The 17,147-nt window shown below is 49.2% G+C and carries 16 protein-coding genes; 4 read left to right on the forward strand and 12 right to left on the reverse strand.

Going from position 1 to position 17,147, the window contains the following annotated elements; genetic code table 11:
* The 6 genes from ACSHWX_RS00280 to ACSHWX_RS00305 all read right to left on the reverse strand — a co-directional run bounded on the left by ACSHWX_RS00280 (position 1) and on the right by ACSHWX_RS00305 (position 7,008).
* Positions 1-771 (reverse strand): SDR family NAD(P)-dependent oxidoreductase, encoded by a 771-nt coding sequence (locus ACSHWX_RS00280; RefSeq protein ID WP_435666165.1) that lies wholly within the window; start codon positions 769-771, stop codon positions 1-3.
* Positions 771-2,486, reverse strand: coding sequence for an IlvD/Edd family dehydratase (locus ACSHWX_RS00285; protein ID WP_435666166.1), 1,716 nt, complete (start codon positions 2,484-2,486; stop codon positions 771-773). The genes ACSHWX_RS00280 and ACSHWX_RS00285 overlap by 1 nt, the downstream gene beginning before the upstream one ends.
* Positions 2,483-3,856 carry an alpha-glucosidase/alpha-galactosidase gene (locus ACSHWX_RS00290; protein ID WP_435666167.1) on the reverse strand — a complete coding sequence of 458 codons (1,374 nt, stop codon included), beginning with the start codon at positions 3,854-3,856 and terminating at the stop codon, positions 2,483-2,485. The genes ACSHWX_RS00285 and ACSHWX_RS00290 overlap by 4 nt, the downstream gene beginning before the upstream one ends.
* Positions 3,857-3,863: 7 nt before the next feature.
* Complete coding sequence (locus ACSHWX_RS00295; RefSeq protein WP_435666168.1) at positions 3,864-4,712, reverse strand: carbohydrate ABC transporter permease; 849 nt, start codon at positions 4,710-4,712, stop codon at positions 3,864-3,866.
* Position 4,713: 1 nt separating this feature from the next.
* On the reverse strand, positions 4,714-5,703 hold the full coding sequence (locus ACSHWX_RS00300; RefSeq protein ID WP_435666169.1) for a carbohydrate ABC transporter permease: 990 nt from the start codon (positions 5,701-5,703) through the stop codon (positions 4,714-4,716).
* Between the two features lie 69 nt (positions 5,704-5,772).
* Complete coding sequence (locus ACSHWX_RS00305) at positions 5,773-7,008, reverse strand: ABC transporter substrate-binding protein (protein WP_435666170.1); 1,236 nt, start codon at positions 7,006-7,008, stop codon at positions 5,773-5,775.
* Between the two features lie 139 nt (positions 7,009-7,147).
* On the opposite strand from ACSHWX_RS00305, the gene ACSHWX_RS00310 reads away from it, so the two are divergent.
* Positions 7,148-7,930 (forward strand): IclR family transcriptional regulator, encoded by a 783-nt coding sequence (locus ACSHWX_RS00310; protein WP_435666171.1) that lies wholly within the window; start codon positions 7,148-7,150, stop codon positions 7,928-7,930.
* A gap of 27 nt (positions 7,931-7,957) precedes the next feature.
* A complete protein-coding gene (locus tag ACSHWX_RS00315) occupies positions 7,958-9,022 on the forward strand; it encodes an ABC transporter ATP-binding protein (protein WP_435666172.1) in 1,065 nt (354 codons plus the stop codon).
* On the opposite strand, the gene ACSHWX_RS00320 is transcribed toward ACSHWX_RS00315, so the two are convergent.
* The 4 genes from ACSHWX_RS00320 to ACSHWX_RS00335 all read right to left on the reverse strand — a co-directional run bounded on the left by ACSHWX_RS00320 (position 9,019) and on the right by ACSHWX_RS00335 (position 13,840).
* A complete protein-coding gene (locus ACSHWX_RS00320) occupies positions 9,019-9,459 on the reverse strand; it encodes a YaiI/YqxD family protein (protein ID WP_435666173.1) in 441 nt (146 codons plus the stop codon). The two genes, ACSHWX_RS00315 and ACSHWX_RS00320, sit on opposite strands and share 4 nt — an antisense overlap.
* Before the next feature lie 127 nt (positions 9,460-9,586).
* Complete coding sequence (locus tag ACSHWX_RS00325; protein ID WP_435666174.1) at positions 9,587-10,288, reverse strand: sugar transferase; 702 nt, start codon at positions 10,286-10,288, stop codon at positions 9,587-9,589.
* Between the two features lie 119 nt (positions 10,289-10,407).
* Positions 10,408-12,531 carry a polysaccharide biosynthesis tyrosine autokinase gene (locus ACSHWX_RS00330; protein WP_435666175.1) on the reverse strand — a complete coding sequence of 708 codons (2,124 nt, stop codon included), beginning with the start codon at positions 12,529-12,531 and terminating at the stop codon, positions 10,408-10,410.
* A 133-nt stretch (positions 12,532-12,664) separates the two neighbouring features.
* On the reverse strand, positions 12,665-13,840 hold the full coding sequence (locus tag ACSHWX_RS00335) for a nucleotide sugar dehydrogenase (RefSeq protein ID WP_435666176.1): 1,176 nt from the start codon (positions 13,838-13,840) through the stop codon (positions 12,665-12,667).
* Positions 13,841-14,057: 217 nt separating this feature from the next.
* Between ACSHWX_RS00335 and ACSHWX_RS00340 the strand changes: the two genes are divergently transcribed.
* Together ACSHWX_RS00340 and ACSHWX_RS00345 are read left to right on the forward strand one after the other, a co-directional pair.
* On the forward strand, positions 14,058-14,318 hold the full coding sequence (locus ACSHWX_RS00340) for a spike base protein, RCAP_Rcc01079 family (protein WP_435666177.1): 261 nt from the start codon (positions 14,058-14,060) through the stop codon (positions 14,316-14,318).
* A complete protein-coding gene (locus ACSHWX_RS00345) occupies positions 14,318-15,475 on the forward strand; it encodes an SGNH/GDSL hydrolase family protein (RefSeq protein ID WP_435666178.1) in 1,158 nt (385 codons plus the stop codon). The genes ACSHWX_RS00340 and ACSHWX_RS00345 overlap by 1 nt, the downstream gene beginning before the upstream one ends.
* A gap of 9 nt (positions 15,476-15,484) precedes the next feature.
* Here the strand turns inward: ACSHWX_RS00345 and ACSHWX_RS00350 are convergent, their stop codons facing one another.
* Both ACSHWX_RS00350 and ACSHWX_RS00355 read right to left on the reverse strand, forming a co-directional pair.
* A complete protein-coding gene (locus tag ACSHWX_RS00350; protein WP_435666179.1) occupies positions 15,485-16,057 on the reverse strand; it encodes a putative colanic acid biosynthesis acetyltransferase in 573 nt (190 codons plus the stop codon).
* Complete coding sequence (locus ACSHWX_RS00355; RefSeq protein ID WP_435666180.1) at positions 16,050-17,147, reverse strand: glycosyltransferase; 1,098 nt, start codon at positions 17,145-17,147, stop codon at positions 16,050-16,052. The genes ACSHWX_RS00350 and ACSHWX_RS00355 overlap by 8 nt, the downstream gene beginning before the upstream one ends.

The raw sequence follows: 17,147 nt of genomic DNA on the forward strand, positions 1-17,147 counted from the left end.
TTACCCTGTTACGACCACACCGCCATCAACAACCATGGCTTGGCCTGTCATCATGCGGCTGGTTTTTGACGCTAAGAACAGCGTTGCGTCTACGATATCGTCTGGCTCCAAATGCTCTTTTAAACATTGGCGCTCTAAGTGGGCGGCCAGACCCTCAGGTGTCGCCCACATATCAAGTTGTTTTTGGGTGAGCACCCAACCTGGCATTAAGGCGTTCACGCGGATTTTGTCTGGCCCCAACTCTCGGGCCAAAGCGCGCGTTAGCCCCGTAATACCAGCCTTTGCCGCAATATAAGACGCGTATCCAGCGCCACCCATCATATAAGAGATTGAGGAGAAATTGATGATTGAGCCACCACCGGCTTCCTTCATCCCGTCCACAACCGCTTGAGCAGTGAAATAATGAGGGCGCAGATTTACATCCATCGCCATGTCCCATTCTTCAACAGTATAGCCGTCCATGTCGTGCCGTTTATCGTTGGCGGCATTATTGACCATTACAGTGATTGGCCCATGGGTTTTCACGGCCTGTTTGATGGCAAATCTTAGCTTTGGGATATCCGTGATATCGCACTCAAGAAAAAAGGGCTTATTGCCGTATTTCTCGCCCATTTCGGTGGCGAAGTCAGATGCGTCTGAGCGCTGAACGAAAGCGACGTTGGCGCCTTGCTGCAAGAACCCTTCGGTAAGTGAAGCGCCGATTCCTGAGCCGCCGCCCGTGATGAATACGCTTTGACCTTTAAGATCGTGAAACGTTACATTTTCGCTCATTAGTGGCTCTCCCGTGTAACTGGCCGTGTATCCTTACCAACCAAAAAGTCAAGGTCTGCGCCCTTATCGGCCTGCAAAACATGATCAATATACAGCTTAGCATAACCGCGCTCGTAGTGAGGCTGGTCTGGTTGCCAGTCTTTGCGGCGCTGCGCGAGATCTTCATCGCTGACCAGCAGCTCCAATTTGCCCTTGGATGCGCTGACTTTTATTCTGTCACCGGTTTTGACCAAAGCCAAATTGCCGCCTGCTTGCGCCTCGGGGCTGACATGCAAAATAACTGTACCGAAAGCCGTACCCGACATGCGCGCATCTGAAATGCGCACCATGTCTCTAACGCCTTTTTCCACCAAAACTTGTGGAATTGGCATATTGCCCACTTCTGGCATGCCCGGATATCCTTTAGGGCCGCAGCCTTTGAGGACCAAAATCGTGTCTTTGGTGACGGGCAAGTCCGGGCGATCAATATTGGCTTTTAAATCTTCGATGCTTTCGAAAACATAGGCATCTGCTTCATGTTCAAGCAACTCATCGGTTGCTGCAGAAGGTTTTACAATCGCCCCGTTTGGCGCGAGGTTACCGCGCAAAACACGTAGGCCCGCAGCTGGTTTTAACGGTTGATCATAGGCATAAATGACGTCGCGATTGAAACATTCAGCACCTTCCGTGAAGGTTGAAATGTCTTTGTTTAGAACCGTATTGGCAGGGCGAAGCATTTCGCCAAGTTCTTTGAGCACAACCGGCATGCCGCCGGCATAGCAAAAATCTTCCATCAGATATTTGCCCGATGGCATGCAGTTGACGAGCAACGGCACTTCACTACCCAATTCAAAATCTTGCAAATTCAAATCAATGCCAACCCGTCCTGCCATGGCCAGCAAATGCACGACGGCATTTGTGGAACCGCCAACGGCCGCGTTGGCCAAAATCGCGTTCTCAAAACTGGCTTTGGTGACCACTTTGGACATGATCAAATCTTCTTCAACCATCTCAACAATGCGCTTGCCGGTAAGGTGCGCGAGGGCTGTACGTCGCGCATCAACTGCAGGCAATGCAGCGTTGGTGGGCAAACACATGCCCATGGCTTCGACAATTGACGCCATGGTGGAGGCTGTGCCCATCGTCATGCAAACACCAGCAGATCGGCTCATACCGCTCTCAGCGTTCATGAAATCCTTCAAGGTCATATCGCCTGCACGAACCGCTTCGGAAAATTTCCAAACGTCTGTACCAGAACCGATATCTTCGCCCTTGAATTTACCGTTGAGCATGGGGCCAGACGACACCACGATGGTGGGCAAATCGACCGACGCTGCGCCCATCAATTGGCCCGGCGTTGTTTTGTCGCAACCGCCTAAAAGCACCACGCCATCAATGCCGTACGCCCTAATGCTCTCTTCGACGTCCATCGCCAACAAGTTACGGAACAACATGGCGGTCGGCTTCATTTGGGTTTCGCCAAGGCTCATGACGGGAAACTCAACTGGGAAACCACCGGCCTCCCAAACGCCTCGTTTCACCGCCTCAGCCAACACCCGCAATCCCGAATTGCAGGGTGTAAGTTCTGACCATGTGTTGCAAATACCAATAATCGGTCGCCCGTCAAAAACGTGATCCGGAAAACCCTGATTTTTCATCCATGAGCGATGGATAAATCCGTCTTTATCTTTTTTGCCGTACCAAGCTTGAGAGCGACGGTTTTTCTTATCGGTCACGCAAAGTCTTTCTTTGAAACATTGTTTGACAGCCATTCGGGCAGCCAATCTTTGTGGGCTTCTAACAGTTCACCCGTCATCGCCCAAATTGTATCTAGATCAAGTTCTGCCGCCGTATGTGGGTCGAGCATTGCGGCGTGATAGACATGATCCACATTTTCATTGAGCAAGGCCGCGACTGTCAATTCCTGCACATTCACATTGGTGCGCATAAGGGCGATCAGTTGGGGCGGAATATCATTTACGACCGTGGGCTGAATACCGTTCGCATCCACCAGACATGGCACTTCAACTGCGCAGCCATCAGGCAATTGGGGGATATAGCCACTATTGGCCACATTGCCGTAAATCACAGCAGGTTCGCCCGTGGCAATTGAATTCATGATGGTTGCCGCATATTCGTGCGACTTGCAGACTTCGATTGTTTTCGCCTCGGCAAATTCTGCGGCTTGTGCTTTCCAGTCTTGAACTTGTTCGATGCAGCGTTTTGGATATTCGTCCAGCGGAATGCCGAACCGCTCGATCAAATCATCTCGGCCATTTTTGATGAAATATGGCGTATATTCCGAGAAATGTTCCGAGCTTTCGGTGACGAAATAGCCAACGCGGGTTAGCATTTCATAGCGAACGAGATTGGGACAACGCGGTGTATGCGGGTTGGTTTTCGGTTTCAACGAACCATTCGCGTAACCACTTCGCAATGCGGGATAAAGGTCGCGATAGCTACCATCAGGCAGGCGTTCCTCAAAGTTCAGGTAATAGGCCATGTGGTTGATACCTGCACATCGATAGCGCAACTTTTGATGGTCTACGCCCAAATCGGTTGCCAGTTCTTTAGCTGTGCCCTGCACTGAATGGCACAAGCCAACGTGTTTGATGTCGGGATATTTGGCGGCGATGGCCCACATATTGATCGCCATCGGATTTACATAATTGAGCATCAGCGCATCGGGGCAAACCGCGCGCATATCTTCGCAGATGGCCCAAAGGTGGGGCACAGTGCGCAGACCGCGCATAATGCCGCCAATGCCAAGCGTATCGGCTATGGTTTGGCGCAGGCCGTGTTTCTTGGGGATTTCAAAGTCTGTAATTGTACATGGATCGTAACCACCAATTTGGAAGGCAACGACAACAAAATCCGCGTCAACCAATGCTTCGCGTTGGTTCAAATGGGTCGTAACCGTCGCGCTAACCTTCATTGAGGAGATCATTTTGCGAGCGACAAGCGCAGACTCATCAAGACGGGTCTGATCGATATCCATCAAGCCGATGTGGGCGTCATTGAGCGATGAATAGTGCAGCGCATCGCCGATGATATTTTTCATGAATATCGTCGAGCCTGCACCAATAAAGGCGATTTTTTTAGTCATGTTGTACCTATTTAACTGCACCTAAGGTCAGTCCTGTGATGAAGTGTTTTTGCATCAAGAAGAACATTGCCACAGGAGGCATCGCCGCCATAATTGAGGCGGCTGAAACCAAATGCCAATTGTTCACAAATTGTCCGTTAAGCGCCCTCACCCCGGCGGTGATGGGTTTAACGCTTTCGCCTTGAGTGAGCACATTTGCCCAGAAGAAATCGTTCCATACGAATGTGAAAATGAGCACCGAAAGCGCGGCGATCGCGGGGCGCACAAGTGGCAACACGACGTGCCAAAAAATCTGCCATTCTTTGACGCCTTCAATGCGCGCACTTTCAATGAGATCGAACGGCAACGCCTTGATGAAGTTACGCATGAAGAGCGTGCAAAATCCGGTTTGAAACGCGCCATGGAATAGCACTTGGCCTTGAATGGTGTCGTAAAGGCCGGATTGCACAGACATATCGCGCACCGGCACCATCAAAATTTGATAAGGCACAAAATTGCCAGCGACGAACAGAAAGAACAATGGCAGAGCTACACGAAAACGGTAGATGGCCAACGCATAGCCTGCAAGACAGGAAAGCGCGACGGAAATGATGACCGACGGAATGGTGATTAGGAACGAATTTGTTAGATATTGCAACGCAGCGGACTGGGTGAAAACCGCGATATAGTTTTCGATCAGCGCAATACGCGAAGGAATGCCAAAAACGTTGCCAGTGTTGATGTCTGCAGCTGGACGGATTGACGTCATGAAAATGGCGATTAGAGGCAAAAGCCAGATGAACAGCGCGATAGGAACGATCACCTGATAGCTGAACAGTGCGACAGGACCCGAACTTTTAATGGAACGCGGAAACATATCAGTGACCTCCCTTTTCGTCTTGGTACATCCGCCACAAGAAGTAGCTAATGTAAAAGAGCATGATGACGAACAGCACCGTTGCGATTGCAGAGCCATAACCATAGCGCTCGCCATATTCAGAAATCGCAGTTTCATACATGTAATAGGCCAACACATTGGTGGACCCGAACGGGCCGCCTTGGGTCATAATGGCGATCATGTCAAATGAACGGAGCGCACCGATTACCGTTACCACGACCGCGATAAAGGTCGCCGGGCGTAATTGGGGCAACACGATGTACCAAAGCATTTTCCAGCCCTTAGCGCCGTCTAAACGGCCAGCTTCGATTTGATCAGCTGCAACATTGTTAAGGCCCGTAAGGTACAGGATCATGCAATAGGCGATCTGGGGCCATAGCCCCGCCGCGATGATGCCGTATGTGGCAAACTCTGCGCTTGAAAGAATGTCTGGTGGGGTCTGCGCGCACCGATAGGTGACGTTGCCAAGCAGATTGAGGGTCTCTTCGCAGTAAAGGGCTTTCCAGATGGAGCCAACAACACCAAAATCGGGGTTATAGAACCAGCCAAAAATTAGACCAACAACAACTTGGGAAATAACAAAGGGGAAAAAGAAAAGCGACTTATAAAGCCGCATACCCAGCGTTTCTTGGTTGAGAAACAGCGCAATAAAAAGCCCCACAGGCACAGCCAACATGAACAGCACAAGCCACAAAACGTTGTTTTTGAGCGATGTCCAGAATTTGGGGTCTGACCAGAGTTTAATGTAATTATCGAACCCAACCCAAGCTGCTGTTGATGTGCCGTCTGCAAGGTAAAGGCCGTTCCACTCGTAGAATGAAAGCCAGATGGATTCAAAGATTGGAATAACAACATAGATCGCGAAGTAGATAAGCGCCGGCACGAGGAATAGCCAGGGCGCGATGTTGAGCTTATTTCGGGCGAGCCAGGATGCTCGTGATACCGTTTGCGTGTTATCAGTGACAGCCATGCCTCATCTCCCCAAAAGCCAAACTCGTGGAATGACGGTGGGCACCAAAAGCACCCACCATCGATTTATTTATTTGTAGACGTCAGCTTGAACTTCGTCGAGACGCTCAAGAATGGCCATCATTTTGGAGGTATCAAGCATGAACTCTTGGAAACCTTCCATGCCAGCTTTCGCCATTGCAGCAGGTGCGTCACGGTCATAGAACTGAGCAAGACCGGCAGCTGTTGATACGGTTTCAAAACCTTCTTTGATGAACTTGTCGTCACCAACTTCAGCTTTTGAGTTGATCGGCAGCTGGCCAATTGTTGAATTCCACTTTGACTGAACGTCAGGGCGGGCAACAAAAGCTAAGAACTTGCGTGCATCTTCTTTGTTTTTGGCATTGGTAGGAATGAAGAATGCATCCGCAGGCGCTTCTTCAGCACGAGGCAAGCCAGGTGTGATTTCTGGGAACTTGAAATAATCAATTTGATCTTCAGTTAGACCAGCATTTTTATAGCCATCTACTGAGAAGTTACCCATTACATACATTGCAGCATCGCCATTGGCGAAAGGTGCAATTGCATCCTGCCAGCTCATCGACGCGTGGTTATCCACAAAGCCACATTCCTCAATCAACTGTTTCCAGTTTTCAAAGGTTTTAACGATTTTTGGATCTGTGTATTTGATTTCACCAGCCGTTAGAGCGTTATGAACGTCGTAACCGTTGGTGCGCAAGTTAATGTAGTCAAACACGCCAGCCGCAGTCCAAAGGAACTTAGTACCAATGGTGAAAGGCGTAACGTTGTTTTCTTTCATCACAGAACAAGCTGCGAGCAATTCGCTCCATGTTTGCGGCTCTTCGATTTTTAGCAGATCGAAAAGATCTTTGCGGTAATAAACGCCCCACTGGTAGTACGAATAAGGCACGCCCCAGATCTCGCCATCACGAGTCATGGTTGGCTTGATCGCTGCTAGGTCTTCATTGAAGCCTTGCTCTTCCCATAGATCAGTTACCGGTGTGAACAAGCCAGCATCCACGAATGGAGCCATACGGTTACCCGGATACCATGACGTTACGTCAGGCGCATCAGCGGTTAGGAAATTACGAATAGCAGTTTTGTGCGCTTCGCGATCGTTGTTGTTGACGATGACATTAATGTCAGGGTTTTCAGCTTGGAATTGCGCAACCGCATCATCGAAGCCTTTTTTTGGACCAGGGTTCAAATCATCAAAATTGATGACAAGATCCCCTGCGAAAGCCGTTGCCGACATCATTGTCGCCGCAAGCAGTGCGGTTACACCGCGTCCTAGTAGTCGTTTCATGAGTTTTTCCTCCCGATTGGTTCCAACATATGAAACTTGGTTTTAACTATTGAAATTATTGTTCGTTAAACCTATTGTTGTCAACAGGGTCGTTGGATTAAATTGCCAAAAAACGACAATAGAGGGGCGTGGAGCGAAAATGAGTAGCCAAGCAAACAAAGACGGCACGGTAGGTAAGGCGTTGGAAATACTGGATGACGTCGCCGCCTTTGGTCGCCCTATCCGCTTCAACGACATACTCAGCAACAGCCGCCATCCCAAGGCAACCCTTTACCGCTTGATGCAAACGCTAACGAGCCAGGGCATGTTAGACTACAACCCTGATCACCAAACATATGCCCCTGGCGTGCGTTTGGTTAGGCTAGCGCATTCAGCATGGCAGCAATCATCTTTAGCGCCCATTGCAAAACCGTCCATCGACAGGCTTTCAACAGAGTTAGGACAAACGATCCACCTCGCGCAGCTCGACAATGGGCAAGCGCTATATGTGGACAAGCGTGATTCTACGCGGCCTATTCAAATGTTCAGCCAAGCAGGCAAAGTCGGGCCGGGTTATTGCACCGGGGTTGGCAAAGCCATGCTGGCGTTCTTGGACAAGAATGAGCAGGAAAAGGCGCTAGCACAACAAGCATTCTATGCGTTCACCGACAAAACCATCACAGGTTCTGAGCAACTGTTGGCAGAATTGGCTGAAATCAAAAAATCTGGCATGTCGTTTGACCGCGAAGAGCATGAGCCCAACATTATCTGCATTGCAGTACCCATTCTTGCCCCGTCGGGCCGCGTACTTGGCGGCATGTCCGTCACCAGCACCACCAACAGAACCACACTTGATCAACTTCAAGAATATGCGCCGCAAATGAAAAAAGCGGCAAAAGAAATCGCAACTGCGTCTGAGAATTGGCAGTTCCCAAACCACTAAATTTGTCACGCCCGAGGGGGGAATAAAATGTCCGGTGTAAAGATATCAAATGCAATAAAGAAATATGAGAGCGTTCAGGTTATTCACGGCGTCGATCTTGATGTTGAAGACGGCGAATTTTGCGTTTTTGTGGGCCCATCTGGTTGTGGCAAATCCACATTGTTGCGCATGATCGCTGGTTTGGAAGAAACCACAGGCGGCACCATCCAAATTGGTGACCGTGACGTAACACATGCCGATCCGGCGGAACGCGGCATTGCGATGGTGTTTCAGACCTACGCACTTTACCCCCACATGACCGTTGAACAAAACATGGGCTTCGGCTTAAAAATGAATGGCGTGGAAAAAGACGTCATCAAACAAAAGGTCAGGGATGCATCACAAATCCTAAAACTCGACGATTATTTGGATCGCAAGCCCAAGGCTTTGTCTGGTGGACAACGCCAGCGGGTGGCCATTGGTCGCGCAATTGTTCGCGGGCCTGAGGTGTTTTTGTTTGATGAACCTTTGTCTAACCTTGATGCGGAACTCCGGGTTGAAATGCGGGTAGAATTGGCGCGGTTGCACAAAGAAATTGGCGCAACCATGATTTATGTGACCCACGATCAAGTTGAAGCCATGACATTGGCCGACAAAATCGTTGTGCTGCGCGCCGGAATTGTTGAGCAAGTTGGCTCCCCGATGAAGCTTTATAAAGACCCGGACAACAAGTTTGTTGCTGGATTTATTGGCTCGCCGGGCATGAACTTCCTCAATGCGACTGTTGCAAGTAAAGCTGTAAAAATTCCAGCCTTTGGCGACCGGCAAGTGAGTACCAGTGCGGACCTTTCGAAAGCCGGAACTGATATTTCAGTCGGCGTTCGTCCCCAACATTTAACCATCGACCCAACAGGTTCGGATTTATCCGTAAACCTTGTCGAGCATTTGGGTGGAGTGACCTACGTCTATTTGGATGCAGGAACCGGCGAACGTATCATTGTTGAAACAAATGCGGATGAGGATGTTTTGGAAATTGGCACAAAAGTGTCTGTTTCCTTTGAGGCAGAAAACATGATGTTGTTTGACGCGAAAACCGAAAAACGCGTGCGCTAAGACTGGCTGAGAAATCGATCCAACACTTGCAAAAAGTTGGATCGATCTGCCTTGGTGAAACCGGGATTGTAACCTTTGATCTCGCCCGACTCGCGCAAATCCTGTTTAAGGCCGCGCATGGCGATGGCCATGCCAATATTTGCATCGGTAAACGGTTTGCCGGTTGGGCCCATTACACGGGCCTTTTTGTCCAAACACCTTTGTGCCAGCGGAATATCTGAAGTGATGGCGATATCGTTCGCTTGAATATTTTCGGCGATCCAATCGTCGGCCACGTCGGCGCCATGGGGCACAATGACGTGTTGGATCATTGGGTCACGGGATGGTCGCAGACCACCATTGGACACGATGAACGTTTTCACGTTATGCCGTTCGGCAACGCGGATAATTTCACTTTTGACCGGACAGGCATCGCCATCCACATAAATACTCACCATAGCGGTCTTTTAAATCGAAGACACTCGATTGGCTAGCGCTGATCGGCAGGCATGTGTGGACGCGTTGCGCTTCATCACGCGTGGGCTTCACCCAATATCCCTCGCCATCCGCCGACCAAATTGGTCGTTAGCTGCCACTGCCCTGTCGCAATTCTTGCCAGATCGTTCGACATAGAATTTTGATATCCAACAAAACACTTTGGTTTTGAATATACTCTAGGTCAGCCTCAATTCGACGTTTGGCCATCGAGTAATTGAGCGTTGGACCACGCAGTTTTCTAACCTGCGCTAGACCTGTAATCCCGGGTAAAACGCGATGCCTGTTATGATAATTTGGCACGACATCTTCATAAAGTGCATCGACAACCCGCATATTCGGCACATGACATCTGGGGCCAACCAAAGACATCTCGCCCATCAAAACGTTCCAGAGTTGGGGCAATTCGTCAATATTTGTACGTCGGAGGAGCCGACCAAACGGGGTAACTCTAGGGTCGTCATATTGGGTTTGCTCAAGGCCAAGCATATCGCCCTGCCCGTAAAACATGGTGCGGAATTTGTATATGGTGATCAATTTTCCGTTTCGGCCGAGACGACGCTGGCAAAAGAACACAGGCCCTGGCGTATCCAATTTAATGCCAATGGCAACGAGCAGCAATATAGGCACTAGCGCTAAACCACAAAGCGCGCCCCATATGTCCATACCGCGCTTCAATATCCGCCCGGTGACGATTGACCACAAAGGTTTTAGCCCGCGATCGGGCCTACCGTAAACAGCACGTACCCCACGTCGGGTGGTTGTGTATTCTCTGGAAAATTCGAAGCTCATAAACGAACCAAAAGCCAAAAGTAAAAGTTAAATATGTGTTAACATTATCCGTACTTTTACCTATTGGCAATTGCAATTTGCTGGGCCAAACCAATGCAACTTAAATGGATTTAAATGCCTTATCCGGCATATGATGTTTTGTAGTTTTTCAGATATGAAGTTGTTTGGTGAGCGCCGCCATTGAGCACGGGCACAATCGATAAATGCTCGAATTGGGCAAGAATGTGATGAGCCTTTCGCACTTCTGCTTGCGCCAGCTTTCCAGACTTCACCACAAAAATTGCCGCATCTGCATGTTTCAAGAAATAGTTAGTATCCACAACTGGAAGCAATGGTGGGGTATCGATGATGATATAGTCGTAGTGCTTGGAAACACTGTTGAGTAATTTCTCCAACCCAGGTCCGGCCAACAACCTATCTGGACTTGCAGTTGGGTTACCCTGACCGATCAAAACATCCAAATTTGCTTCAATTTGATTGTGAAACGACGCCGTTAAAGCCGTTGCGTCTAGTGGGGTCGCCAAGAAACTTGAAAACCCTTGATCGCTTTCCACGCCGAGCAGATGATGAAGCGTAGGTTTTCGAAGATCACCATCAATCAGCAATACACGTTTTCCCAATGAGGCCGTCACTTTAGACAGAGCCGCGGAAACGAACGACTTTCCTTCGTTCTCCACACTAGATGTGACCAGTACAATTTTTGCGCTCTTTTCCCCAAATTGGGCTGTTCTGGCTTTTTGTGACAATGCCAACTCCAAATCCAACCTTAGCCGACGTGAGGCCTCAGAAAATTCAAGTTGTTGCATGGCATGAATAAGGGAGGCTGAATTTTGATTTTGGTTTGGCGATATGTATGGCAGTGCGAGTTGAGGAAACGATGCGCCGATGCGCTTGCCCATTAATTCACTTAATTGATCATCTGTGGTTACACCGCCCAGATACAGATCATAAAAATAGGTGACTGCTACACACAGCCCGAGCAGAAGGACAGCAGCCGTTAACATGATCATGGTCCGGTTGGGAAAAACTGCCTTGGAGGCTGGTGTAGCAAATGCTGCTATGCGCAAGCTCGGCGTTTGTGCGGCAAGTTGGCGATCCATATTTGACGTACGTTTGACCAATTCTTCATATTGCTTTCTTGCAGCATCCGTTTGGGTTTTGACCTGATAGAACTTGGATAATATCGCCGCAGGAAGGTTGACCTGCGCTAAGCGAAGTCGAACTTGGGCCACAACAACCTGCTGCTGACCAACCAACTCTCCAATCAACCTGCTTGTCGACGATCTTTCATTTTCCACCAACAGCGAGAAGTTAGCTTTAAGGAATTCCAAGTCCTTTTCGATGTTTTCTACCCCGTCTTGACCCACACCTTTTGCCGCCTGCGCCGCCAATTCATCACGCTGTCTTGCCAGTTGCTCGAGCGTTGCGCCGCCTATTTCGGCTGCCAGCACATTCCATTCTGATGAGATATCAAAGCTGTCAATTCTGCTGATCGAGGTTCTTGCTAGAGCTTCTTGTTCCTTCATGCCAAACAGAACTGATTTGAGTTCTGCCAATTTTGGGTCACCTGAATGGGCCGCAATTTCAGCAAGGTTTTCAACAACAAATTCGCTCAGTTGAAGTTCTGAATTCATCAGAACATTTTTGGCCTGTTCCACTTGTTGCTCGAGCATTGTCTGTGCGCGTAAAACGGAGTTAATCCGTTGGGCAAGGCGGAGATCGATATGAAGTTGAGCCAGCTGATTGACAATGGCGGCGGCTGTTTGCGGATCAATGGAACGGGCGGAAAGTTCTATTATGAATGTTCTACCCTTCCGCTTCACAAATACCGCGTCTTTGAGATGGCGCACAATTTCGTCCATCGAAATTTTTTGAGGCGGCACCGGCTTTAAAACACCCAACATCCATTTGAGAATGGAAGAATTTGTTTCAAATTCCTGAAGTTGTTCCAATGGCAGTGCGCGTGCAACTTCATAGTAAACTGGGTCGGACTTTAGCAGTTCCACTTCACTGTCAATCACGCCATTGACGAGGCCAAATGCCAGTGGTTCCGCCTGCGGGTCAAATAGACGCTGACCGTCAACATCCACTAAAAGTTTTGCGTTGGCTGAATATATTGGGGTGATCAGATTTGTCGTCATAAAGACAAATGCCAGTGCGGCAAAATAGAAAATAAAAATCAATCTTGCTCTGCGTATCAACAGCGCGGTAACCGCACGGAAATCGGCTTTTGGTTGGCTCACTAAGTCACCGGCAATAAAATAAAAAACGCATAAAATATATATTGGATTAGTATAATCACGTATTAGCCTATTGAATAGCCCTAAACGACACGCCCGCCTTTCCGCCGGTTTGGCCGGTATTCATCCGATCGAATTATTGATCAGTTCCAAAAATATCTCTTGTGAAGACCTTGTCGCGCACATCATCAAGGTTCTGGTCAACCCGATTGCCAACGATCAAATCGGCTTCGCCCTTAAACTTGCGCAAATCGTTTTCCACTCGGGAGTTAAAGAAGCTTGGCTCGTCAAGCCCGGGCTCATAAACAATAATTTCTATGCCTCGGGCCTTCAGTCTTTTCATAATACCTTGCACCGAACTCTCACGAAAATTGTCGGCACCAGCCTTCATCGTAAGCCGATAAATGCCGACCACAGAAGGATCTTTCAACAGAATTTGCTCGGCAATAAAATCTTTTCTGGTTCCATTTGCCTCAACGATTGCCTTGATCATATTTTGAGGCACATCAGCATAGTTCGCCATGAGCTGACGCGTGTCTTTAGGCAAGCAATAGCCACCATAGCCAAACGAAGGGTTGTTATAGTGCATTCCAATCCTTGGATCATGCCCGATACCTTCAATGATGACCTTGCTATCAAGCCCGCGCGCCATGGCGTAGCTGTCCAACTCGTTCATATAGGCAATCCGCATGGCGAGGTATGTATTGGCGAACAATTTGATTGCCTCAGCCTCTCGGGCATTTGAAAACACCATGGGAATGTCTGGTTTGATCGCACCTTCAGCAAGAAGCTGTGCAAATACATTCGCACGGTCAGAAACTTCGCCAACAACAATTCGCGAGGGATGCAAATTGTCAAAAAGCGCTTTGCCTTCGCGCAAGAATTCGGGTGAAAAGATAACGTTTTTGGTGTTGAGTTCTAGCGAAATACTTTCGGTAAACCCTACCGGCACCGTCGACTTGATGACCATTGTTGCGTCGGGATTAAGCTTAGTGACATCGCGAATGGCGTGTTCAACTGAAGAAGTATCGAACGTGTTTTGAACAGGATCGTAGTTCGTGGGCGTTGAAATGATCACAAAGTCTGCATTGGCGAAAGCAACGTCAGGATTGTTCGTCGCTTGCAAATCAAGGCGCTTATTTTGCAAGTAATCCTCTATTTCAGGATCATGGATCGGGCTAACTCGATCATTGATCTGCTTTATGCGTTGTGAAGAGATATCCAGCGCCACAACTTGGTTATGTTGGGCCAACAAAATGGCATTTGCCAACCCGACATAACCCATTCCAACAACTGCTATTCTTTTGTTCATCGCCAAATCGCCATCTCAAAACTGTGTTGCTGTGGTTCAATAAATCGGTGCGCCAAAATCGCTTAACTGGGCAACAATACACACCTGTGACAAAGACGCAATTTCAGCGAGGGGCATTTTTTGCTGGGCAAATAGACCCGCCCCTAAATCCAACTTATCCCCCTTTGGCTTTCATGCCCCATAATTTGCACATCATCTAACAAACATTGGACCAGATATGCTTGACCGTTTTGAAAGCCTTAGTACCAGCACAAACGACCCGGCCTCCCGGGCTTTTTCCATCACACCCGACGATGTTTCAGACATAGCTGAAATCACCCGCGCACTATTTGTTGGCGTGGGCGGCGATGTTTCTGTTGAAATGGCAAATGGTGACAACGCGATTTTTAAAAATGTGCCCAACGGCGCGACGCTGCCCATCCGCGTCCGGAAAGTAAGAACGGACACAAGTGCAAACTCAATTTTAGGCCTATCCTAATGATCGGGGTGGGCATTGATCCGCAATCCGCTAGCCCGCAACCCTTTTTGGCAATCAGCCAAAAATGGGACAAGCATCGTGGTGCCTTGGACGCGCATTTTTCAAACTTTCCAACCGGCAACGGCCCACATGTGCAACCCGTCGCTGGCACAAAACCAACCATAACGACCAGCAATGGCGACATGCTGGGCAGTTATCCAGTGTTTATCCAATTTGATAATACTGCACTGGTTGACCAACATGTGCGCATTGAATGCGGCGTTCCAGCCCTTGTTGCGGGTTCTTTCCTACGGCCTGAACAGGCAAGTTTGAACAGTTCACAAAAGGCCAAAGTGAACTCGCGTATATCGGTAAATGTAACATCGCAAGCCGTCGCGTTTTACGTCATCGGCTCAGCGGACCCCTACCGGTTTATCGTAGACGGACAATATGTCGATCTGGTCGGCACCCTACCCGCCGCAGCATCAGGCACTGGCGCAAACTATATCATGCTCAATTTTGCGAGCGCGGCAACGCGTCATGTAACAATCGAGCTACAGCGTGGGCAAGGCCTGCGGCGCATCTTGGCCGATGGTGCTGGCACCTTTGAAGCAAAACCTGTTGCATCAACAAAACGCATCATCATTGTTGGTGACAGTGTAACTGGTGGGCAAGGGGCCACCCATTTGGGGGACGGATTTGCGCCCGTACTTGGTGATCTTCTGGGCGTTTCAGATTGCTGGGCCTCAGGGGTTGGTGGCTCAGGTTACCTGAACACCCAAGGCGGTTCGCGGTTCAAACTGAGCGAACGATTGGGCGACGTAAATGATCATGGACCATGGGACTTGATTGTGATCGCGATGGGGTTGAACGATTTCGGCCTTGGCGATGCGAAGGCAGAGGCAGGTATTTGTTTTGACCTGATCCGATCATCCAACCCGGAAACACCGATTGCAGTGGTCGGACCTTGGGACAATTATGCACCCACGCCTGTTGGCTCCACCTACTCCGCCACGAAATCAGCCATTATGTCAGCAGTTGGCGCCCGTCCGGGGGTTTATTTTATAGACCCCGAAGGCATCGCCTACACAAAAGATGATAGCGTGCATCCGGATACAGCGGGGCATACCACTCTCGCTCAATGGTTAAATGGCGAGTTGCGACAATTGGTTCAATGAGCTTATTCGTTATGCTAAATTTCGGTTCTTGATCCATTTCGCTGGGTTGCCCACGTAAACCCCGCCGGCGTCCAAATCCCTAAACGTGACGCCGCGCGCGCCCAAAACGGCCTCATCGCCGATTGCAACACCGGGCCCGACAAAACTCTGGGCCGCAATCCATGCACGATCACCAATGGCAATCGGCGCGGTTTTTAGACTAAAATCTACATCCGAAATATCGTGACTACCTGTACAAAGATATGCACCTTGCGAAACGATTACAAAATCGCCAACTTCGATTTTGTCCATGGAATAGCAAATTGCGTTTGGACCAATAATTGAATTGGCACCCACGTGCAGGTTTTTGGGGTACCAAACTTGAACCGATGAATATAGCCGCGCTGATGGGTGAATATTTGCGCCAAAAAGATTAAGCAGAAATGCACGCCACTTATAAAATGCCGGTGGTGTCCAGCGGGCAAAAAGAAACCACACTGCGCGAAATAATGCCCGTTCCAGTCTGTGTGAAAGGGGAAAGCTCGCTTTACCGGTAAAGATATTTTCCTCCGGTTTTGCCAAACCACTCCGTGCATCACGCATTTTGCTTGCCCTCCAAAACCCGTTGATATTGCGCGATCATTGAAGTGGCTATGTCTCCCCAATTGTAACGGTCCGCGAACGCCTTGCTCAATTGCGCCTGCGCTTGTTTTTCTGTTTCAGATTTGGCCAGTTGTGTTCGTAAAACTGATGACAGGTTGGAAAAATTGATCATAAGACATGTTGCAACATTGTGTGTGAACAGTTCAGGCAAATTGCAGCGTTCGGAGATAAGCGGCACGCAGCCAAATTGCAGTGACTGCAAGACTGCCATGGGCAATCCTTCGCTGAGCGACGGCAAAACAAAATACCGCGCTGTTTCGAGCGCCTCGGTCTTTTGCTCACCATAAAGCGGTCCGACAAAATTCACGTTATCATGCGCACAAGCCGCTCGGATTACGGCACTCTCGTAATCCTCATTGCCCCAGCCAGCTATTGTTAGAGGGACGGGCATATCCGCAGCATGCGGCCAATTCTCAATCAGCTCGATGACCTGTTTTTTTTGATGCAAACGACCCAGATAAAGTGCGCTATCGGTCTTTAGACCTGTGAGTTTCCCATCCTGTTTTTCAACACCGTTGGCAGCTGTAAAACACCGTTCTTCGTTACAATTCGTAAACTCGAATATCGCCTGCCGTTCGGCATTGCATAAAGCATGCACATGTGATCGACGCATCAATGGCTTTTCAAACAGCGCCGCATGAGCCCATTTCAAGGTTGCACGTCGTGCCAAAATATATGGATCAAGCATACCACGCGGGGAAACCACAACGGGTATATTTAGCAATTGAGCGAGCCGGCCGACCGCACTTGTTGCGCCCCATATGCCATGCAAATGAATAAGATCCGGCTTGCTTAAAAACAATTTGACCAAAGACTGGAAGCTAAAACTCCATGGCCCTGCCCATCTGCTGTGGGCGATGAGCGGCGTGTCCTGCCAAACATGCTTGTCGCTCTCGAAGAACTGGTCCGTTCCCCCCATGACAACGTTCTCCACTCCAGCAACCGAAAGCGCCTTGGAAAGACCTGAGACGGAGAAATATAGTCCGCCAGCGCTGCGGGAAAGTGACGGTGTAACATGGGCGACCTTCAT

This window comes from Maritalea sp. (assembly GCF_051251695.1).
Lineage (GTDB): Bacteria > Pseudomonadota > Alphaproteobacteria > Rhizobiales > Devosiaceae > Maritalea.